The organism is Aeromonas sp. R2-1 (genome assembly GCF_040908425.1).
GTDB lineage: Bacteria > Pseudomonadota > Gammaproteobacteria > Enterobacterales > Aeromonadaceae > Aeromonas > Aeromonas caviae.
The window spans coordinates 65,176-86,647 of record NZ_JBFODR010000034.1; the positions used below are offsets into that span (position 1 = coordinate 65,176).

Annotated in this window: 16 protein-coding genes; 4 read left to right on the forward strand and 12 right to left on the reverse strand. The window is 63.5% G+C overall.

Going from position 1 to position 21,472, the window contains the following annotated elements; translation table 11 throughout:
- Positions 1 to 126 precede the first annotated feature (126 nt).
- On the reverse strand, positions 127 to 1,464 hold the full coding sequence (gene astB, locus AB5Y80_RS12635) for an N-succinylarginine dihydrolase (protein ID WP_270821399.1): 1,338 nt from the start codon (positions 1,462 to 1,464) through the stop codon (positions 127 to 129).
- A 360-nt stretch (positions 1,465 to 1,824) separates the two neighbouring features.
- Between astB and topA the strand changes: the two genes are divergently transcribed.
- Together topA and AB5Y80_RS12645 are read left to right on the forward strand one after the other, a co-directional pair.
- A complete protein-coding gene (gene topA, locus AB5Y80_RS12640; protein WP_010673895.1) occupies positions 1,825 to 4,446 on the forward strand; it encodes a type I DNA topoisomerase in 2,622 nt (873 codons plus the stop codon).
- A 115-nt stretch (positions 4,447 to 4,561) separates the two neighbouring features.
- Positions 4,562 to 4,732: a hypothetical protein gene (locus AB5Y80_RS12645; protein ID WP_164882955.1), complete on the forward strand. Its 171-nt coding sequence runs from the start codon at positions 4,562 to 4,564 to the stop codon at positions 4,730 to 4,732.
- Positions 4,733 to 4,814: 82 nt separating this feature from the next.
- Here the strand turns inward: AB5Y80_RS12645 and AB5Y80_RS12650 are convergent, their stop codons facing one another.
- The 11 genes from AB5Y80_RS12650 to rimO form a co-directional block, all read right to left on the reverse strand.
- Positions 4,815 to 5,165: an MGMT family protein gene (locus AB5Y80_RS12650; RefSeq protein WP_039040524.1), complete on the reverse strand. Its 351-nt coding sequence runs from the start codon at positions 5,163 to 5,165 to the stop codon at positions 4,815 to 4,817.
- 66 nt (positions 5,166 to 5,231) lie between these two features.
- Positions 5,232 to 6,785, reverse strand: coding sequence for a PAS domain-containing methyl-accepting chemotaxis protein (locus AB5Y80_RS12655; RefSeq protein ID WP_041212609.1), 1,554 nt, complete (start codon positions 6,783 to 6,785; stop codon positions 5,232 to 5,234).
- Between the two features lie 192 nt (positions 6,786 to 6,977).
- Positions 6,978 to 8,834, reverse strand: coding sequence for a beta-N-acetylhexosaminidase (locus AB5Y80_RS12660; protein ID WP_368173011.1), 1,857 nt, complete (start codon positions 8,832 to 8,834; stop codon positions 6,978 to 6,980).
- A gap of 67 nt (positions 8,835 to 8,901) precedes the next feature.
- Entirely contained in the window at positions 8,902 to 9,774 is an 873-nt protein-coding gene (locus AB5Y80_RS12665) for a BadF/BadG/BcrA/BcrD ATPase family protein (RefSeq protein ID WP_109113238.1), read from the reverse strand.
- A 104-nt stretch (positions 9,775 to 9,878) separates the two neighbouring features.
- On the reverse strand, positions 9,879 to 11,606 hold the full coding sequence (locus AB5Y80_RS12670; protein ID WP_368173025.1) for a glycoside hydrolase family 9 protein: 1,728 nt from the start codon (positions 11,604 to 11,606) through the stop codon (positions 9,879 to 9,881).
- A 107-nt stretch (positions 11,607 to 11,713) separates the two neighbouring features.
- Positions 11,714 to 12,712 carry an ABC transporter ATP-binding protein gene (locus AB5Y80_RS12675; protein WP_039040529.1) on the reverse strand — a complete coding sequence of 333 codons (999 nt, stop codon included), beginning with the start codon at positions 12,710 to 12,712 and terminating at the stop codon, positions 11,714 to 11,716.
- Between the two features lie 11 nt (positions 12,713 to 12,723).
- Positions 12,724 to 13,746, reverse strand: coding sequence for an ABC transporter ATP-binding protein (locus AB5Y80_RS12680; protein ID WP_042015838.1), 1,023 nt, complete (start codon positions 13,744 to 13,746; stop codon positions 12,724 to 12,726).
- A complete protein-coding gene (locus AB5Y80_RS12685; RefSeq protein WP_010673904.1) occupies positions 13,743 to 14,648 on the reverse strand; it encodes an ABC transporter permease in 906 nt (301 codons plus the stop codon). Before AB5Y80_RS12685 ends, AB5Y80_RS12680 begins: the two co-directional genes overlap by 4 nt.
- Position 14,649: 1 nt before the next feature.
- On the reverse strand, positions 14,650 to 15,633 hold the full coding sequence (locus AB5Y80_RS12690; protein ID WP_010673905.1) for an ABC transporter permease: 984 nt from the start codon (positions 15,631 to 15,633) through the stop codon (positions 14,650 to 14,652).
- A 117-nt stretch (positions 15,634 to 15,750) separates the two neighbouring features.
- Positions 15,751 to 17,433 carry an ABC transporter substrate-binding protein gene (locus AB5Y80_RS12695; protein ID WP_010673906.1) on the reverse strand — a complete coding sequence of 561 codons (1,683 nt, stop codon included), beginning with the start codon at positions 17,431 to 17,433 and terminating at the stop codon, positions 15,751 to 15,753.
- A gap of 546 nt (positions 17,434 to 17,979) precedes the next feature.
- On the reverse strand, positions 17,980 to 19,308 hold the full coding sequence (gene rimO, locus AB5Y80_RS12700) for a 30S ribosomal protein S12 methylthiotransferase RimO (RefSeq protein ID WP_010673908.1): 1,329 nt from the start codon (positions 19,306 to 19,308) through the stop codon (positions 17,980 to 17,982).
- 267 nt (positions 19,309 to 19,575) lie between these two features.
- Here rimO and AB5Y80_RS12705 point away from each other — a divergent pair, with 267 nt between their 5' ends.
- Both AB5Y80_RS12705 and AB5Y80_RS12710 read left to right on the forward strand, forming a co-directional pair.
- On the forward strand, positions 19,576 to 20,667 hold the full coding sequence (locus AB5Y80_RS12705; protein ID WP_039039918.1) for an HD domain-containing phosphohydrolase: 1,092 nt from the start codon (positions 19,576 to 19,578) through the stop codon (positions 20,665 to 20,667).
- Positions 20,668 to 21,057: 390 nt separating this feature from the next.
- Positions 21,058 to 21,426: a helix-turn-helix transcriptional regulator gene (locus tag AB5Y80_RS12710; RefSeq protein ID WP_182976421.1), complete on the forward strand. Its 369-nt coding sequence runs from the start codon at positions 21,058 to 21,060 to the stop codon at positions 21,424 to 21,426.
- Positions 21,427 to 21,472 lie beyond the last annotated feature (46 nt).

Genomic DNA, 21,472 nt, shown 5'->3' on the forward strand with positions numbered 1-21,472 from the left:
GCTGACGATCTCTCGCTACAGCTCGTGAACAGGTTTTATAGCTCAGTGCAAAGGACTAAAAAGAGAGCCGGGCATTGCCCGGCTCTCTTTTTTTATTGCGTCGGCTCTGCAGGCCGATGGCGCACCTCAGCGCTGGAAGGGGTAGACGGAGCCGAGTTTCAGGATCTGGGTCAGCTCGTCCAGGGCGGTGCGGGTCTCCAGCACCAGGGATGGGTCCCGCAGATCGTCCAGCGCCAGGCTGTCGCGATAGTGCTTCTCGACCCACTGATCCAGGCGGGCAAACTGGCTGTCGGTGATGAGGCAGGCCGGGTTGACCGCGGCGAGCTCGGTGTCGTTCATGGCAACCCGCAGGCGCAGACAGGCGGGGCCGCCGCCATTTCTCATGCTCTGCTTCACGTCCATGTAGTGGACGTCCTTGATGGGGGTGCCCAGGGTCACCAGCCTGGCCAGATAGGCGGACACCGCCGGGTTGTCGCGGCATTCGGTGGGGGCGATGATCGCCATCTCGCCGGATGGCAGGGTGAGGATCTGGGTGTTGAACAGGTAGGATTTCACCGCATCCTGCACCGACACTTCGCTGGTCGGCACCTCGATGAAGTGCAGTTCCCCGTCGCCGAACTTGGTACGCACCTCGGCCAGCGCAGCCTCGGTATGGAGGAACGCCTGCTGGTGGAAGAAGAGCACGTTCTGGTTGCCCACCGCGATGACATCGTTGTGGAACACCCCCTGATCGATCACGTCCGGGTTCTGCTGGATGAAGACCGCGCTCTCATCCCCCAGGCCATGCAGGCGGGCGATGGCCTGGCTCGCTTCCAGGGTCTGGCGGGCCGGATAGCGTTTGGGGGCGGGCTGGGAGACGTCGAAGGCGCTGCGGCCATAGACGAACAGCTCGACCCCGGCCTCGCCATAGGCGCGGCACAGCCGGGTGTGGTTGGCGGCGCCTTCGTCACCGAAGTGGTCGTTCTCCGGCAGATGTTGGTGGTGATAGAAGTGGCGATCGTTGTTGAACACGGCCCGCAAGATGCGCCCGGTCACCTCGGGCTCCAAGGAGCGGTGGAACTTGTTGGTCAGGTTGGCGGGGGTGAAGTGAATGCGGCCATCCTGGGTGTCGGCGCTCGGGGAGACGGTGGCGGCGTTGGCGGTCCACATGCTGGAGGCCGAATAGCAGGCGGCCAGCACGGCGGGGGCCTGTCTGGCGGCCTGGGTCAGGACGCTGGCATCGTTGCCGGTGAAGCCCAGGCGGCGCAGGGTCGCGAGATCCGGTCTCTCCTGTGGCGCCAGCACGCCCTGCACCATGCCGAGGTCGGTCAGTGCCTTCATCTTGCGCAGCCCCTGCTTGGCCGCTTCCTTGGGGTTGGAGGCCTCTTTGGCGTTGCTCTGGGAGGCGACGTTGCCATAGGAGAGGCCGGCATAGTTGTGGGTGGGGCCGACCAGGCCGTCGAAGTTGACCTCGAAGTGCTTCATGATCACATCCTTTCGATTTTTATATGGGGAGCGGTTCCTTCCGCGCACAAAGCTGCGGTGTGCGGCCATTATAAAGAGATTTCATCCTTTGTAACAAGCTGATAACCAGAATGGGTTTTTATGTCACAAGGGTGGCTGGATATGTCATTTCCAATCTAAAAAAGGGGGGGATATAGCATAAAAACAAAAAAGCGGTTGCTTCCCGCGCCCCGGCTTCGCATTAATAAATAAAGAAGCAGGGCGGTTCGGGCTGTCGGGCAAATTGACCCGCAAGATTGCTTTTTCCCGTCAAATCTCTTATACAGCCCCACAAAACCGCACGCCAACCCCGTCGGGTGCAATGAGGATAATAGTTACAGCATGGGCAAATCACTGGTCATCGTGGAGTCTCCGGCCAAGGCCAAGACCATCAACAAATATTTGGGCAAGGACTACGTGGTGAAATCCAGCGTAGGCCACGTGCGCGATCTGCCGACCAGCGGCAGCGCCAGCACCGAGCCCAAAAAACCTGTCATTCGCGGCATCAAGCTCAGCGAATCCGAGAAGGCGGCCAAGGATCGCAACGCCCTGTTCTCAAGGATGGGCATCAACCCGACCGCAGGCTGGCAGGCCAACTACCAGATTTTGCCCGGCAAGGAAAAAGTGGTCAGCGAGTTGCAAAGTCTGGCCGCCAAGGCCGACACCATCTATCTCGCAACCGACTTGGATAGAGAGGGGGAAGCGATCGCCTGGCACCTGCGCGAGATCATCGGTGGCGACGACAGCCGCTACAAGCGCGTGGTGTTTAACGAGATCACCAAGAGCGCCATCCAGGAGGCGTTCGCCCAGCCGTCCGAGCTGAACATTCATCGCGTCAACGCCCAGCAGGCCCGTCGTTTCCTCGACAGGGTGGTGGGCTACATGGTCTCCCCGCTCTTGTGGAAAAAGCTGGCCCGCGGCCTCTCCGCCGGTCGGGTGCAATCCGTCGCGGTGCGCCTCATCGTCGACAAGGAGCGGGAGATCAAGGCGTTCGTGCCGGTGGAGTTCTGGGATCTCAACGCCGACCTGCTCACCGCCGAGAAGAGCGAGCTGCGCATGGAGGTGGTCAGCCGCAACGGAGCCGATTTCAAGCCGGTGACCCAGGCCGAGACCTTCGCCGCCGTGGCGGCCCTGGAAGGGGTCGACTACAAGGTGGTGAACCGGGAAGACAAGCCGACCGGCTCCAAGCCGTCCGCTCCCTTCATCACCTCCACCCTGCAGCAGGCGGCTTCTACCCGTCTGAGCTTCGGGGTCAAGAAGACCATGATGATGGCCCAGCGTCTCTATGAAGCGGGTTACATCACTTATATGCGTACCGACTCCACCAACCTCAGCAAAGAGGCGGTGGACGCGGTGCGGGAATACATCGGCGAGCAGTATGGTGCCGCCTACCTGCCGAGCGAGCCGAACCTCTACGGCGCCAAGGCCAATGCCCAGGAGGCCCACGAGGCGATCCGCCCCTCCAGCGTCCAGGTGACTGCCGAGATGCTGGAAGGGATGGAGCCCGATGCCATGCGGCTCTATGACCTCATCTGGCGCCAATTTGTCGCCTGCCAGATGACCCCGGCCCAGTACGACTCCTCCACCCTGACCGTCAAGGCAGGGGAGTTCGAGCTCAAGGCGCGCGGTCGCACCCTGCGCTTCGCCGGCTGGACCAAGGCCCTGCCGCCCATGGGCCGCAAGGGTGAAGACAGCCAGCTTCCGGCGGTGACCGTCGGCGAGGTGCTGAAACTGGTCAAGCTGGATCCGCGCCAGCACTTCACCAAGCCGCCCGCCCGCTTCACCGAAGCGGCCCTGGTGCGCGAGCTGGAAAAGCGCGGCATCGGCCGTCCGTCCACTTACGCCTCCATCATCTCCACCATCGTCGACCGTGGGTATGTGCGGGTCGAGAGCCGCCGCTTCTTCGCCGAGAAGATGGGGGAGATCGTCACCGACCGCCTGGTGGAGAACTTCGTCGAGCTGATGAACTACGAGTTCACCGCCAAGATGGAAGACAAGCTCGACGGCATCGCAGAGGGGAGCCTGGAGTGGAAGAAGGTGCTCGACGCCTTCTACGCCGAGTTCACCCAGGAGCTGGAGCAGGCCGACAAGCCCCATGAAGAGGGGGGCATGCGTGCCAACCAGATGGTGCTGACCGACATCGACTGCCCGGATTGTGGCCGCAAGATGGGTATCCGTACCGCCACCACCGGCGTCTTCCTCGGCTGCTCCGGTTATGCCCTGCCGCCCAAGGAGCGCTGCAAGAAGACCATCAACCTGGTCAGTGCGGACGAGTTCGTCTCCGCCACCGACGGGGACGAGGCGGAAACCGATGCGCTGCGTGCCAAGCATCGTTGCGGGATCTGCGGCACCGCCATGGACGCCTACATCATCGACGACAGCCGCAAGCTGCACGTCTGCGGTCGCAACCCGGATTGCGATGGCTACGAGGTGGAGCAGGGGCAGTTCAAGCTCAAGGGCTACGAAGGGCCGAGCATCGAGTGCGATCGCTGCGGCTCCGAGATGCAACTCAAGAACGGCCGTTTCGGCAAATACATGGGTTGCACCAACGAGAGCTGCAAGAACACCCGCAAGATCCTGAAAAATGGCGACATTGCACCGCCGAAAGAGGATCCGGTACCCCTGCCCGAGCTGAAATGCACCCAGTCCGACGCCCACTTCGTGCTGCGGGACGGCGCCGCCGGCCTCTTCCTGGCCGCCAGCAACTTCCCCAAATCCCGCGAGACCCGTGCGCCCCTGGTGGAGGAGCTCAAGCGCTTCCGCGATCGCCTCTCTCCCAAGCACCAGTACCTGGCGGACGCCCCGGCGTCAGATCCTGACGGAAACGCCTCCGTGGTGCGCTTCAGCCGCAAGACCAAGGAGCAGTACGTGATGACCGAGGTCAACGGCAAGGCGACCGGCTGGACAGCCCATTACGACAACGGAAAATGGCAGGAGAGCCTGCCCAAGGCGAAGAAAGCCTGATGGCGACGCCGCTCACCGCATGATGAAAGAGGCCCCTTGCGAGGGGCTTCTTTGTTGGTGGATGGCGATATACTGGAATGGCTGCATGGATGGCAGCGCAAGACAGGGAGTTGTCATGGAGATACATGAAATACGGCCGGGCATGACCTGCCTGACCCGTGAAGGGACAGCCTATGTGCTGGAGGTGGACAGACAGAGTCTGCTGGTGCTCTTGCAACGGGAGGATGAGACCATCCCGGTACAGGTGCGCAGCGATGACATTCTGGGGCCCATTGCCGGCGACTAGGGAAGGAACGTGACGGAGGGCGACCACAGAGGCCCTCCCTTTGTTGCAAGAACGCCCATCCCTTCGGGGCGTGCCAGCCTCGTCAGAAGGGAACCAGAAAGAGCAGCTCGGCCAGGTCGGGCTGCCACTGCCACTCCCGCATCCTGACCCGCCCGCCAATCACGGGCACCCCCTCCTCCTGCAGCAGCCCTGCTTGCTTATCAAAGCCTGCGGATCCTTTTGGCAGCGAAATGGTGCCTGCCGCCCCCAGCACCCGATGCCAGGGCAGCACCTTGTCGGTTTCCCGCAAGACTTTTCCCACCAGTCTTGCCCGTCCGGGCAGGCCCGCGAGATCCGCCACCTGGCCGTAGCTCACCACGCGGCCGGGGGGGATCAGGGCCAGGATCGCCTCGATGCGGGCTGTCTTGTCCAGGGGGGGCGCGTTCGTTCTCATGATGATGGCTCGTCAAAAACAGCAGAAGCGCCATTGTGGCGCTTCTGTCATGGGGCTTGCAATCTGTCAGCCGAAGGTCTGGCTCAGTCCCCTGAGCTCGCGGGCCCGCCTGAGCAGCTCCTGGCTGGAGTCGTCCACCGCCTGGATCTTCTGGCTGTTGGCGCGAGAGTATTCGGAGATCTGGTGGATGTTGCGGCTGATCTCCTCCACCACCACCTGCTGCTGCTCCGCGGCGGCGGCGATCTGGGTGGAGAATTCGGTCACCTGATCGATTTCCCCCAGCACCAGGTGCAGGTTGCCTGATCCCTGGCGGGTCATCTCGACACATTCCCGGGTCTGGGCCAGGTTGTCCTGCATCATGCCCTGCCAGCGCTCCAGGGTGTGCTGGATCTGGCTGATGCTGCCCTGGATCTGCTCGGTCGCCTTGTGGGTACGGGTCGACAGGGTGCGCACCTCGTCCGCCACCACCGCAAAGCCGCGCCCCTGCTCGCCGGCACGGGCGGCCTCGATGGCGGCGTTGAGGGCCAGCAGGTTGGTCTGCTCGGCGATGCCCTGGATTTCACCCATCACGCTGCCAATGCGCTCCGACTCGCTGGCGAGCTCCACCGCGGAGTGGAAGGCCTGCTCCGCCTGGCTGGCCAGCCTGGTCATCTGCTGCTGGGTCTGGTCCAGCTGTTCCACCGTGCTCTGGCAACTGCTGCGCGCCTCGGTCACCTGGCCGTTGGTGTCCTGGATGTTGCGGGCGATTTCGTGGGCGGTGCTGGCCATCTGGGTCATGGCGGCCGCCATCTGCTGGGTCTGGGCATCCTGCTCGTTGATGTCGAGGAAGGCGCGGTGTGAGGAGTCTTGCAGATCGGTTGCCAGGGCCTGAAGCGGATGGGTGGCATCGTCGACCCGCCCCAGCACGGTGCGGATCCGGGCCTGCAGCATCTTCAGGTGAAAATCGGCGATGGCACCCGGGGCATCCCCCGAATAGACCAGCCGGGTCAGGCTGTCATATTGCTGACCGAGCTGCCTGAGATAGCGGGGCAAGGCGATGAGCTCGCGCCAGTAGGCGCCCGCAATGGCGAGGGGGGGAAGCAGCATCAGCAGCGCGGTGAGGGGGCCTTGGGTGAGGGCGGCCCAGACCAGCAGCGCCAGCAGCGGCAGGCCGAGCATCAGCGGCCTGAAACGGCGCAGCGAGGGGCGGGCCGGGGTGCCCCGTTGCTCGGCCGAAAGCAGGGCCCGATAGGCCTGGGCGGCAGCCTGCTTGAGCTGGGGGTCGGGCTTGCAGCGCACCGACTGGTAGCCGCTTATCTTGCCGTGCTCGTAGATGGGGGTGACGTAGGCGTCGACCCAGTAATAGCGGCCATCCTTGCAGCGGTTTTTCACCACTCCCCGCCAGGGGTTGCCCTCCTTGAGGCGATCCCAGAGGTCGGCGAAGGCGGCCTTGGGCATGTCGGGGTGGCGAACCAGGTTGTGGTTGTGGCCGACCAGTTCATCGACCTGGTAACCGGCGATGCGGCAGAAGGCGGGGTTGGCGTAGGTAATGACGCCGCGCAGATCCGTGGTGGAAACGAGTTGCACGTCGGCGGGAAATTCCACTTCACTGTCCACGACCTGGGCGTGTTTGCGGGCCATAAGGGTAAGCTCCGATCTGTTTGCTGATTGTTATTGTGGCGGAACCGCAGGGAGGTGCATCCCCTGTCTGGTTTCATCGGGGGCCTTATTTTGCCAACAAAGGCAGATGAAAAGTAGGGGCTAGGTTGGGTTTTTGTTGTAGATGGGTAAAAAAACGGCGACCAAAAGGTCGCCGAAAAGAAAAAGATAACACTACCTCTGTGGCACCCGGTAACGCACTTGCAACTGGTCGAGGATGTGCAGCTGGCCGGGCAGACGGGCGACGAAGTGCTCCCACACCTTGCGGGCGGGAGTGCTCCAGGCCACCTCTGCCGTGGCCAGCATGCGCGGGAACAACATGTAGTCGAGACGATCGCGAGAGGTGATCAGTTCCGACCACAAGGGGCTCAGCACCCCCAGGATGTTATCGTTGGCATGGAAATCGGCCGGGGCAGGATCGCATGCATGCACCTGCGCCAGGTTGAGGGTACCCGCCCAGTAGAGTCCCGGCTCGTGGATGTCCTGACTCCAGGCGAGATCCAGATAGAGGTGCTGGGCAGGCGCCATCACCACGGGGTAACCGGATGCGGCGGCATCCAGGCCGGCCTGGAAGCTGGTCCAGGCGAAGACGGTGGCCTCCCGGCTCACCTTGTCACCGTGCAGTATCTCTTCCCACCCCAGCATCTGCTTGCCCTTGCGGGCCAGGTATTGCTGGCAGTGACGCAGCAGGTGGCCCTGCAGCTCGCGGCAATCCTGATACCCTTGCTCGGCCATCAGCTGCTGGCAGGCGGGACTGTCGGTCCAGACGCCGGTGGGCACTTCGTCCCCCCCCATGTGAACCTGACTCCCTGGGAAGAGATCGCACACCTCGTCCATCACGGTGTCCAGGAATCGGTAGGTGCCGGGCAGGGCCGGGTTGAGCACGTTGTCGTCGAAATATTGCACCGAGAGGTAGCGGGAGCGGTCTGCCTCTTCCACCAGCAGCTCGGGCAGCGCCTTGATGGCGGCGTGACAGTGCCCCGGGATGTCTATTTCCGGAATGATCGTGATGCCAAGCCCGGCGGCGTAGGCGACCAGCTCGCGCACCTCGCTCTGGGTGTAGTAACCGCCATAAGGGTCGGGGCCGCCGCTCAGCTGGGGCCCCACCGCCAGGCCATGGCCGCGCCAGGCTCCCACGGCGGTCAGCTGGGGGAAGGCCTTGATCTCAAGGCGCCACCCCTCGTCATCGGTGAGGTGCCAGTGGAAGCGGTTGAACTTGTAGAGGCTCATCTGCTTGAGCAGGCGCTTGAGGGTGGCGATGGAGTGGAAGTGGCGGGCACAGTCGAGGAAGATGCCGCGAAAACCGAAGCGCGGTGCATCCCGCACCGTCAGGCAGGGCAGGCTCTCTCCGTGTTGCAGCGCCCACTGGGCCAGGCTCACCAGCCCGTGGCGCCAGCCCGCCTCGCCGGCGGCCCGGATGACGATCTCTTCCGGCGTGATGGTGAGCTCATACCCCTCGGGGGGAAGTGTCGCCTCGACGAGGTGGATCTCCGCATCGTGATCCTGGGTCAGAGCCAGGCCTGTCAGCTCGTTGAAATGGACGAGCAGGGAGGCGAGGGGAATGGGGCCGTCGACGTGGGCCCGCTCGGCCAGCCGGAAGTTGCCTTCTGTATAAATCAGGTGGGCGGGCTGGGGCACGAGGCCGTTGACGGCCTCCACCGGTGGCAGGTCGGGGCCCGGGGAGGGCGGGTTGGTCAGGCCAAGGTCTTCCCCCTCCAGCACCAGGGGTTGCAGCTGTCCCTTGCTCTCCAGGCTCAGGAAAAAACCCTTGGGCATATCGGAGTCATGCTTGAGCGGGGTGTTGCGACAGCAGAAGCGCAGCTCGTTCACCCCCTCGTGGGGCACAATGACCTTGTAACTGCCGCTCTGGCGCTCCAGGGCGCCCCCTTCGATCGAGTGGGGATCGATCTGGCGGGCGAGGCAGAAGTGGAGTTTCCAGGGGGCTGCTGGCAGTTGGCTCAGGGTGAAGCGAAACCAGACATCGTCACCGTCACGGTGATCGACCCGGGTGTGGATCAGGGGTGCGGACATGGGAATTCCTCTGATGGGGTGAAGGAAACGGGAACCTGTCCCGCAGGTGTTGTCGGCCCGACCAGGCTCAGGGATGCAGACATGGCAGCGTCTCCGTCCTGGCAAACAGGATGGCCCCCTCCAGCGCGTCGCGCTTGGGGGCGATCAGATGGAAGTGGCCCAGACGGGGGGCGAGGCGCGTGCCGATGCCGCCCAGCAGGGCGATCCGGTCTGCCCCGAGCTGGGTCATGCCCTCCAGCAGCATGCCGAGCTGGGCACAGGTCTCATCCAGCAGGGCGGTGGCGAGCTCGTCCCCGTCGCTTGCGGCATCGAATACCCAGGGGGCGAAGCGGCCATAGTCGGCCGGGATGGCGCGCGCAGCCCAGCGCACCACCTCGGCCTGATCCCGCTTGAAGTGATCCATCAGACGCACCGCCAGGGTGCTGGGGGGCAGGATGCCGTCGTGGCAGAGCAGGGACTGCTGGATGGCGCGCAGCCCGAGCCAGGCGCCGCTGCCGAGATCCGAGACGGGGAAGCCGCGACCCGAGCAGGTGCGAAGGCGTCCCTCCCGGTAGATGAGCCCCGCCGAGCCGGTGCCCGCGATGAGGATGGCCCCCTCCTGGCCGTCGAAGGCGCCGAGGCAGGCACCAAAGGCATCGGAGGTGAGCTTCACCCGCGCAAACGGGAAGGGCATGGTCAGCATGGCGTGGTAGCAGTCGGCGAGCTCGGCGGAGGCGAGTGCGAGCCCGACTCCCATCCGTTGTTCGCTCTCCCTGGGCAGACCCGCGTCGATGCGGGCCTGATCGATGGCAGCCAGTACATGGCCGTGGGCGAGGGCGATGCCCAGCTCCAGATTGGAGCCGGCGGCGCGCCCCTCGCCGAGCAGCTTGCCTGCGTTGTTGCGAATGCGGGCCCGGGTGTGGGTGCCGCCGCCGTCCACCCCGACCCAGAACTCAATCATGGGGGCCTCCCTGCGCGCTTTGCCAGGTGACGGCCAGGGTAAACCTGGCTGGCGGTATGGAGGATCCAGGGCTCTCCCCGGTGCCAGTGATGTGTGAACCGCTCTCAATCATGGTGGCCTCCTTGTGCGCTCTGCCAGGTGATGGCCAGGGCGAACCAGGCGGCGTGCGGGATCCATTGCTCCCCCCAGCGCCAGTTCTGATCCAGCCGATCCTTGTACGCCTCTGGAATAAAGGCCACGTCATTTTCGTCATCGAAGCCGGCGGTGATGCCGTTGCAGATCCCCCCCTGCGCATTGGGGTAGCCGGCGGTGTATTCCGGGTTGTTGATGCCCTGACCCGCCAGCATGCAGGCGTTGAAGGGGTTTCTCCCCAGGATCCAGTCGAGCTGCTGCTGGCCGAAGGTGCTCAGCAGTGCGCTCTGCCCGGGCAGGTGCTGTGCGGCAGCAAATGCCATGGTAGCGAGCGATGCCAGCCGGGCGTTCTCCCCCTGCCACCAGTAACCGGATTCGTTGTGGTGGGGCATGAAAAAGCTCACCCGGGGCGCCTCATCGACCCCTTTCACATACTGGCGGGCGAGGGCGAAGGGATTGCCTGCCCGGGCCGCGAGAGCCAGCTCGGCCGCCAGGGCCTGCTCGGCGACGGTCCGGGCCGCCCACTGGCGCGCCGGATCCGGCTCGATGGCGAGATATTCCAGCAGCGCCAGCACCGGCAGGCCCGCCTCGGCGGCGTGGTAGTAGGGGCGAGAGCCATCGTCGTTGGCGGCCCAATGGTGGCCGAGATCGGGGTGGGCGCGCTGGCGGGCGCACAACCGGCCGGCCCGATCCCGCGCCTCGGCGAGCCACTCGGCGCCCAGCGTTCTGGTGAGCTCGACCGCCGCCAGCAGGGCGCAATAGTCGTCGATGATGTTCTCGACCCCGTCGTCCAGGTAGACGAGGTTGTGCTCGCGCAGGTGCAGGTAGCCGCGTCTGGCCGCCTCGGCGTACTGGCTTGTGTCAAGGTCGCCGCCACTCGGTTCCCGGGCGGCGCGGGCCAGGGCGGCGATGGCCATGCCGCCCCCCTGGCGAAAACCCGCCTGCCAGCGGGCGGACTTGATCCCCTGCTGGGTCGAATAGGCGCACAGCTCCCGCTGCTCGGGATCCTTGCTCCACTTGTCGAACAGGGTCATGTAGAAGAAGCCGCGCTCGTCCTGCATCCGGCAGAGAAAATCCGCCCCGTGCAGCCCCTCGTCATTGAGCCGTTTGCACAGGTTCACCCCGTCGATGTCACGACGTGTCGCCAGGAGTTCCCGGCACTTGAGCAGGGACCAGACCACCATGGGGGTCTGCTGGGGATTGAGGTAGTTGGCGTAGGAGAGGTGACTCAGGTACTTGCTCATGTCGCCGCTGGCGTCGAACCAGCCGCCATGTACGTCCCGGCGCTGATCGGTGCCAAAGAGGCGTGCCCTGCGGTCCGCCCGGTCGAAGGTGCCGCTGGCGCGTTGTCCCTTGAAGTAGTGGATGACATCGGAGAGGCAGCGGCGCGCCAGCAGCCCCCGGTCGATGGCAAAGGGGGGGGAGCGCACCAGATGCTCCTGCGCTTCCGTGGTCACGACGGCCTCCAGCCGGTAGTGGCCGGGCTCGGTGAAGGCGGAGAAATCGGCCCGCCAGTAGTGGCGCCCCTGCCAGCCGGGGACGCATCCCGCTGCCACCAGAGGCGCCTCCAGCAAAAGGTGGTCGTCCTCCTGGCGCAGCAACCTGACGTGGCCGCGGATATCGAGGTCGGCGCCGCACTGCAGCAGGACGCTCTTCTCCCCGTCACATTCGTAACCCACCTGGTTGATCAAAAGTTCCATCAAGGTCTTACTCCGAAGGCTCGCCCCTGACGGGCGAGGCTCATTGCGGGGCCTTGCGGCCCCGACGCGAGGCATGGCCGGGCGACGGCGCCCGGCCGCGGGCCTGCTTACCCCTGCTCGTGGAGGTAGCAGCGCACGAAGTGGTTGTCGGCGAGCCGGGTCACCGGCGGCAGGCTCTCCTTGCAGCGGGGCATGGCCTGATGGCAGCGCCCGGCAAAGGGACAGCCCCGGGATTCCGGGGTCCAGAGCGGGATTTCCCCTTTGCGGCCTCCCTCCAGCTCGGCGTGGATGCTCTTCTCGGGATCCGGCACCGCCGAGATGAGCAACTGGGTGTAGGGGTGCTGGGGGTGGTGCAGGATCTCGTCCACCTCCCCCCACTCCACCATGTGACCCACGTACATCACCGCCAGATCTTCCGCCACGTAGCGGGCAGTGGCGATGTCGTGGGTGATGTAGAGCATGGAGACGCCGAGCTCGTTCTTCATCTGCTCCATCAGGTTGAGGATGCCGATGCGAATGGAGACGTCGAGCATGGAGGTGGGTTCGTCCGCCAGCACCACTTCCGCCTCCACCGCCAGGTTGCGGGCGATGTTGACCCGCTGGCGCTGGCCGCCGGAGAGCTGGTGCGGGTACTTGGCCGCGGTCGCCTTGGCGGGGGTCAGCCCCACCTTTTCAAGGAGGCCATAGACCATGTCGGGCAGATCCCGCTTGTCACTCACCTTGCTGTGCAGCAGCAGGGGGCGGGCGATGTGGTGGTAGATGGTGTGGGTCGGATTCAGTGAACCGAACGGATCCTGCCACACCATCTGCACGCTCTGGCGATAGTCCAGCAGGGCGGTGCCCTTGTTGAACTCCTCCAGATCCCGGCCACGGTAGAGGATGCGGCCGTTGGAGAGCTTGTACATCTTGGCGATGATCTTGGCGATGGTGCTCTTGCCGGAGCCGGATTCCCCCACCACTGCCAGGGCGCGGCCCCGGTGCAGGTTGAAGGTGATGTCGGACAGCGCCCGCATCTTGCCGCTCTTGATGGCGTTGGAGTTGACGGCGAAGTCCTTGTAGAGGTGCTGGACCTCGATGATGGGCGCGTCGGTTTGGGCGATTTGCATGACAGACATCCTTAACAGCCAGCGGCCTTGTCCAGATGGATCGGAAGATCCGGTTGTTCCTCTGCTGCCTCATGAAGGTGACAGGCAGCCTGTTGGCCGGGCCGGATCTCGGCCAGCCGGGTGTATTCCTGGCGGCAGCGCTCATGCACCTTGGCGCAGCGTGCCTGGAAGCGGCAGCCCACCGGCACCTCCAGCAGATTGAGTGGGCTGCCAGGGATCCCCTCCAGCACGGTCTTGGGCCCGTGCAGGGGGGGGAAGGAGTTGCCAAGGCCCCGGGTGTAGGGGTGCAGGGGCGCGGTCAGGATCGCTTTGGCCGGCGCCACCTCCACCAGTTCCCCCGCGTACATGATGCCGATGCGATCGCAAAATTCGACCATCAAGGAGAGGTCATGGGTAATGAAGAGGATGGAGAAGTTGAACTTCTCTTTCAGTGCATAGACCTTCTGCAGGATCTCCCGCTGCACCACCACATCGAGCGCCGTGGTGGGTTCGTCCATGATGAGCAGCTCGGGGTTGAGGGCCATGGCGATGGCGATCACCAGCCGCTGGCGCATGCCGCCGGAGAACTGGTGCGGGTAGTCCTTGAGCCGGCTCGGGTGGATGTCGACGATCTCCAGCAGCTCCTGGGCGCGCTTGATCGCCTCATAGCGGGTCATGCCGGGGTTGTGGGCCAAGAGCACGTCGCAGAACTGCTCCTCCATGCGCAGCACGGGGTTGAGCGCATTCATGGCGGACTGGAACACCACGCTCGCCTGGCGCCAGCGGTAGCTGCGCAGTCGTTCGTCGTCGAAGCCGAGGATGTTCTCTCCCTTGAACAGGATCTCGCCGCCGCTGATGTAGGCGGGCGGTTTGTGCAGGCGCGCCACCGAGAAGGCGACCGTGGACTTGCCGCAGCCGGACTCGCCGGCGAGGCCGAACACCTCACCCGGCATGATGTCAAAACTGACCGAATTGACGGCGCGCACGTCGCCGCTCTCGGTGATGTAGTCGACGCAGAGCTGGCGCACCGACAGCAGGGGTTGTTGCGGCTTCATGCTGTCTTCTCCTGAGCAGTGATGGGAGTGGCAAGCTGCTTCCAGCGGCGCAGGCCCTTGTGGGAACGAAGCTGCGGGTTGGCGATTTCGTCGATGGCGAAGTTGAGCATGGCGAGGCCCGCCCCCAGGGTGGCGATGGCGAAGCAGGGGGCCAGGATCTCCCACCAGGCGCCCACCAGGATGGCGCTCGAGGTCTGGGCGTTGTAGAGCATGATGCCCCAGCTCACGACGGTGGGGTCGCCCAAGCCCAGGAACTCCAGGGTCGCCTCGGTGACGATGGCGTAGATGATGGACCCGATGAAGCTCACCCCGATGATGGAGATGAGGTTCGGCAGTATCTCCACCAGGATGATGCGCCAGGCCGGCTCACCCAGCACCTCGGCGGCGATGACGAACTCCTTCTCCCGCAGGGCCAGGGTCTGGGCGCGGATGACCCGGGCACCATAGGCCCAGGAGGTCAACCCTATGATGAGGGCGATCACCATGGGAGAGGCCTCTCCGATGAAGCTTGCCAGCACCAGCAACAGGGGGAGGTTCGGGATCACCAGCACCACGTTCATCAGGAAGGTGAGGCACTCGTCCACCACGCCGCCGAAGTAGCCGGCGGTGATGCCCACCGTGATGGCCAGGGCGCACACCAGCAGGCCTGCCCCGAAGCCCACCATCAGGGAGATGCGGGCGCCGTTGGTGAACTGGGCCCAGAGATCGTGGCCCATGCGGTTGGAACCCATCACCAGCTCCACGCTGGGGGGCTGGTGGGGGCGGGCGACCCGCTTGGTGGGTTCGTTGCTGGCGAGCAGCGGGGCGAACAGGGCCATCAGCACGAAGGTGACCACGATGGCGAGGCCGAAGGCGGCCTTCTTGTTGCCCAGCAGGATTTTCAAGATAGTCGGCATACGCATCTTATTTGCCTCCTGTACGCAGACGGGGATCCAGGAAGACGTAGAGCACGTCCGCCAGGAAATTGAAGCTGAGCATGGTGATGGTCATGATGAGCAGTTGCCCCTGGATGAGGGGGTAGTCACGGGCCAGGATGCCCTGATAGAGGGTCAGTCCCAGGCCGGGGTAGTTGAAGATCACCTCGGTGATGAGGGATCCGCCGATGACGAAACCGAGCGCCATGGAAAGGGCGGTGACGCTGGGCAGCACGGCGTTGCGCGCGCCGTAGTTGAAGATCACCCGGTTGCTGGAGAGCCCCTTGGCCTTGGCCATGGTGATGTAGTCCTCGCCCAGGAGGTTGATCATGTTGTTGCGCATAGTGATGAGAAAGCCCCCTACCTGCACCGCGGCCAGGGTGCCCACCGGCATGATGGCGTGCAGCAGGATGCTCTTGATGTGTTCCCAGCCAAAATCGGCGGGGATCTCGGGGCTGTAGGCGTAGCCGATGGGCAGCCAGCCGAGGCTCACGCCGAACAGGAAGAGGGCGAGCAGAGAGACCACCACGGGGGGGATGGCCTGCATCACCAGGGTGAGCGGGGAGAGGATGCTGTCCATGCGTCCGCCCCGGTACCAGGCGGCGAAGATGCCGACGATGGAGCCGATGGAGAAGCTCAGAATGGTGGAGGTGCCCACCAGGAACAGGGTCCAGCCGATGGCGCGGCCGAGGACGTCGGCAACCGGTTGGGGGTAGTAGCGCACCGAGGTGCCGAGATCCCAGGTGAAGACGCTCTTCACATAGGTGAGAAACTGGGTGCCGATGGGGCCGTCCACGAAACCGAAGGTGGCTTTGAGGGCTTCCAGTGCGGCGGGTTCCATCATGGCGCCGGCCCGGGCAAACATGACGGAGACGGGGTCTCCCGGCATGGCTCTGGGTAGCAGGAAGTTGATGGTGGCGGCCACCAGGAAGGCGACCAGATAGAAGGAGAAGCGTCTAAGTATAAATCCCATGGTGATACCTTTTACTGCAAGCCTGCCCCGCGCCGGGCAAAGCTCCCCCAACCCCGGCAGGTGCGGGGGATGGAAGACATGGCGGGGAAGAGGGCCCCCCGCAGGGGGCCGGGGTGATTAGCTGTTTGGCTTGAGTGACAGCACGTGCAGCAGACGCTCCGGAGTGTCCGGGTGAACCTGCGGCTTGGCGACCGGGTTGTCGGCACTGAACCAGCCATTGAAGCGCTTGGTGCTGTATTCGTACCAGGTCGGGTTGTTGAACACCGGGATGATGGTCTGGTTGGCCCCGACACGCTCCTGGATGGCGAACATGATCTCCTTCTGCTTGGCCGCATCGGCGGTCTGGGTGAAGTCGTCGATCAGCTTGTCGAGCTCGGGATCCTTGTAGCGGGGCGCCGCGAAGCGGTTGCCGCGCTCACCCATGTTGCGGGAGTGGAAGGCGGTCTCGAAGTACTTGTGCGGGTTGGCACCGGCAAAGTAACCCTGCAGGGCGACGTCGAAGTCACCGGTGATCAGGGACTCGGTCCAGACGGTGGCTTCCGGGGTGGCGGTCTTGGCGTTCAGGCCCAGGGCCTGCAGGCCTTCGACCCCGATCTGGACGGTGTTGACCCAGTCGGTCCAGCCGTTCGGTACCAGCACTTTGAACTCGATCTTCTTGCAGCTCGGGGTGTCGAGGAACTTGTCGCCGTCACAGTCCTTGTAGCCCGCCTGTTTCAGCAGGGCCTTGGCCCCTTCAAGGTCGAACTTGTTGTACTTGCCGTACTTCTTCTCGACGTCCGGGTTGTCCCAGGAAGCGAATGCCTTGCCAAGCCCTGACGGGTACTCGTTGACGGTGGGGTAGCCGTAGCCTGCGATGTCCACCATGGACTGGCGGTCCATGGCCATGGAGAAGGCGCGGCGGAAGTTGATGTCGTTGAAGGCTTCGTGGTTGCCCGGGTTCTTGCTCTGGAAGTTGACGTTGAACGCCACTGTGCCGGAGGCGGGGAACCAGTACTTGTTGTTCTTGGGATCGTTGCCGACGTAGAGACGCTCGATGTCCGGCACGAAGGAGCCGAACCAGTCCACGTCACCCTTCATCACGGCGGCCAGTACCTGGTCGTTGGTGGCCATCTGCGGCATGCGCAGGCAGTCGATGGAGAGGCTGGCGTTGTCCCAGTAGTGCGGGTTGCGGCACTGGGTGTAGAGCTGGGCGGAGAAGTTGTCCACTTCGGTGAAGGGACCGGTCCCGACCGGCTTGTCGTTGGTGAAGGCCACCGGGTCTTTCACCGACTTCCACTGATGCTCCGGCACGATGGGCACCAGCACCAGGTCGTTCACCACGTTGGTGTTGATCTCGGCCAGGTCGAATTTGACCTTGTGGTCACCCAGCTTCTCGACACCCTTGATCTGGGTCCAGATGGAGCGCTCGTCCAGCGCCTTGTTGGCCTTGACCAGGTTGAAGGAGAAGAGGATGTCGTCGGCGGTGAAGGCTTCACCATCGGACCACTTGACCCCTTCGCGCAGGTCGAAGGTGACGGATTTCAGATCATCGCTGAAGGCGTAGTGGGTAGCCAGACGATAGACGGGTTTGCCACCCTGCATATCGTTGAAGATCACCAGCGGCTCATAGATGAAGTGACGGGTGGTGTGGAGCAGACCCGCTTGCAGGAAGGGGTTGAAGTTCTTGACCCATGCGGTTTCCTGCTGGGCAACCAGGGTCAGCACCGTCTTGTTGTCGGCGGCCATGGCTGTGCCGGTGGCACCGGCAAGCAGAGTTCCCAGCATGACTGAGGTTGCGATTTTGGATACTTTGGCAAGCATATTTTTTTCCTTTCTTATTGGTCTTCCATGGTTTTGGAATGGAGCACCGACATCGCATGCTTGGATACCGGCCCTCGCTGTTGGTCAGGTTTTGCACCCTTGTAGTTGTGTCGTCCAACGCCCTTAGAAAAGCAGAATTAACAGGAAAACAACAACTCTTCATTTCGTCGATATCGTAAAAATTGCACGGCGCACGTCATTATCGTCAAAATGTATTTTTAATCCTTTTAAATTATACAGTTGCATTAATTCTCACAAAGTAAAAAGTCACCTTGCCACTCCCTGTGACAACGATAATGTGAGCTGGATCGTGCTCGTTTTTTCCCCGTTGACACGGCTTATTTTTGTGCAGGAAACAAGCGACTCACGCGAGCGGAGAGAAGTGTGCGCTGGTTCACGGGCGCGTGCGAAAAGAGGGAGGGGAGGGAGATCAGTGATGAGGGGCGGGACAGGGGATGATATGGGGGAATGCAAGAGCCTGAGGGGCGGCGGACATTAAAAAAGCCAGTCGGTGAGACCGACTGGCTTTGAGGGGGAGTGGCGTGATTATTCCACCAGGCTGGCCCAGAGGTCGTACTCGTCCGCTTCGTCGATGCGGACCTTGACCATGTCGCCGGGCTTGAGGCCGGTTTCACCGTTCAGGTAGACCAGGCCGTCGATCTCGGGGGCATCGGCGGCGGAGCGGCCGGTGGCGCCCTCTTCGTCCACCTCGTCGATCAGCACCAGCATCTCTTTGCCCACTTTACGGGCCAGCTTGCGGATGGAGACCTGCTGTTGCAGCTCCATGAAGCGCTGGAAGCGTTCTTCCTGCACCTCGGCCGGCACGGGATCCGGCAGCTCGTTGGCCTTGGCCCCCTCGACCGGGCTGTATTTGAAGCAGCCAACCCTGTCCAGCTCCGCCTTGTCGATGAAGTCCAGCAGCATCTGGAACTCTTCCTCGGTCTCGCCGGGGAAGCCGACGATGAAGGTGGAGCGCAGGGTGATCTCGGGGCAGATCTCGCGCCACTTCTGGATGCGCTCCAGGGTGCGCTCGACGGAGCCGGGGCGCTTCATCAATTTGAGGATGCGCGGGCTGGCGTGCTGCAGCGGGATGTCGAGGTAGGGGAGGATCTTGCCGTCGCGCATCAGGGGGATGACGTCATCCACGTGCGGGTACGGGTAGACGTAGTGCAGGCGCACCCACATGCCGAGCTTGGCCAGCTCTTCGCACAGGGCCACCATGCTGGTCTTGACCGGCATGCCGTCGTAGAAACCGGTGCGGTGCTTGACGTCCACGCCGTAGGCGGAGGTGTCCTGGGAGATCACCAGGATCTCCTTCACGCCAGCCTCTTTCAGGCGCTTGGCCTCGGCCAGTACCTCGCCGATGGGGCGGCTCACCAGATCCCCGCGCATGGAGGGAATGATGCAGAAGGTGCAGCGGTGGTTGCAGCCTTCGGAAATCTTGAGATAGGCGTAGTGGCGCGGGGTCAGCTTGACGCCCTGGGCCGGCACCAGGCTGGTGAAGGGGTTGTGGGTGGGTTTTTCCACGTATTTGTGGACGTGGCCCAGCACCTCTTCATAGGCGTGGGGACCGGTGATCTCGAGCACCTTGGGGTGGATCTCGCGGATCTGGTTCTCTTTGGCACCCAGGCAGCCGGTGACGATCACTTTGCCGTTCTCGGCCAGGGCTTCACCGATGGCTTCTAGGGACTCCTGCACCGCGCTGTCGATGAAGCCGCAGGTGTTGACCACCACCAGCTCCGCATCGTCATAGCTGGGCACCACGTCGTACCCTTCGGTACGCAGCTGGGTCAGGATGCGTTCGGAATCGACCAGGTTTTTGGGGCAACCCAAGGAGACGAATCCTACTTTGGGGGCCTGTTTTGTGTTGGACATCGCTCAATCACTCTTAGGTGGCTCTTATTCAAGGGCGCGGATTTTACCGGAATGGCTAACCAAAAACTATACAGCCGACACGTCGGAAGCGAACAATCTCTTTGCCCGGGGAAGCGGGGTGGGGCGGGCGTGACATGACCACGGGCAGGGAGGGGGCCGTCGCCAGTGCGGGCGGGATCACGATCCCTGTGCGCCGTCACCATTTGGCAGGAGGGGCAAAACGGGTGTCACTATACTCCCAACAGGCCTATCAGAAGGATGTGCGGGATGGAGAGTTCATTTGGTGAGAAAGTGCAGAATGTGCACGCCACCCTCAGGCAGCGGTTTGACAAGTTGAGCCGGGTGGCGATCGCCATCTACGACCCGCAGACGGACCAGCTCAAGACCTTTGCCCACAGCACGGACGGGGGCTCGCCGCTGTTGCAGTACGAGGTCAGGCTGAGCGAGGTGCCTTCCCTGCGCTACCTGGCCGAACATCAGCAGCCCAGGGTGCTCGACACCCTGGATTCCCTGCTTGGCTCCCCCTCCGAGCACAGCCGCAAAGTGCTGGCGGCCGGGTACGCGTCGAGCTATACCGAGCCGCTGCTGCTCAACAGTCGCTTGTTCGGCTTTCTGTTTTGCGATGCCAAAGAGCCCGGTTACTTCGATGGCGCCATTTGCGGTGAGCTGGCGGCCTATGCCCAGATCCTGGCGGCCATCATCGCGGTGGAGTTCTTCTCCATCCAGACCCTGAACGGTGCCCTGACCACGGTGCGGGAGTTCAGCCGCTACCGGGACGAGGAGACCGCCAATCACCTGCACCGGATGTCGGCCTATTCGCGGCTCATCGCCCGGGAGGTGGCGGCCCATTACCCCTTGAGTGACGAGGAGGTGGAGTTCATTCACCTCTTCTCCGAGCTGCACGATATCGGCAAGATTGCGGTGCCCGACGCCATCCTGCTCAAGCCGGGCAAGCTCACGGCCGAGGAGTACGGGGTGATGAAGACCCACCCCTTCAAGGGGCGAGAGATGATTGCCCTGATGATCCGCGAGTTCGGCCTCGACGGCATCCATCACACCGACATGCTGAAGAACATCATCGCCTACCACCACGAGCGTTTCGACGGTCAGGGTTACCCGGAAGGACTGGCGGGGGAGGCGATCCCCCTGGAAGCCCGCATCGTCGCGGTGGCGGATGTGTTTGACGCCCTTACCAGCGAGCGACCCTACAAGCAGGCCTGGCCCCTCGAAACGGCCTTTGAATACCTCAAGACCCATGCAGGCAGCCAGTTCGACCCTGTCTGCGTCGCGGCGGCGCTGCAAAGCCGGGAGGCGTTTTGTGCCATCCACCGGCAATATCGGGATCCCGTGATCACCTGATTGCGCCCCTCTCTCCTCCCCGGTTTCTCCCGGATTCCCCAAGCCCCGTCATCTGATGGCGGGGCCCTGGGGCTATTTCTCGTTTCATCGCCTTTTGGTGCATCCGGCGCCGGGGTTGTTCTGCGGCATTGCGGCTTTGCGGCGGGGCAGGGCGCCGCGGTGAGCGGGGCGGCCAACGGGAGGATTGTCCGGGGTAAGGTCATAAGAGTGCCTTATAAAGAGAGGCCAGATATTAGCCGTATGACTGACATGAGGCCGCTAGTGGGCACGACATGGCCGGGACGGCGCCTCTGGTGGCCCGTCCCGTCGCGATGTCGGCTCGGTGGTGACACTTTGATCATTTCAATAATTCTTGTATAGTTGAAATGAAGCATCCAAGGGGGGAGACCCATGAACAAAGAGACGGCCACCAAGGTCTTTGAATCGCTGGCTTCCGGGATCCGGCTCGAGGTGTGGCGGCTGCTGGTCAAGGCCGGGCTGGAGGGGCGGGTCGCGGGGGAGCTGGCCGGCGAGCTCGACATCGCTCCCAATACCCTCTCGTTTCACCTCAAGGGGATGCTCAACGCCGGGTTGCTGTCGGTGGAGCAGGAGGGGCGTTTTCTGCGCTATCGCGCCAACATCCCCCTGATGCTGGGGGTGATCGCCTACCTCACCGAGGAGTGCTGCGCCGGTCATCCCGAGGCGTGCGGCCTGCTGCCCGCCGGGCCCGGCAGCGCTTCCCGCGCCGAGGTGTCGTCGCCCTGCTGCGGCGAGTCGTAACGGGCCAGGGCTGTCGATGCCCATGTGCCGTGCCATTTATCTATTC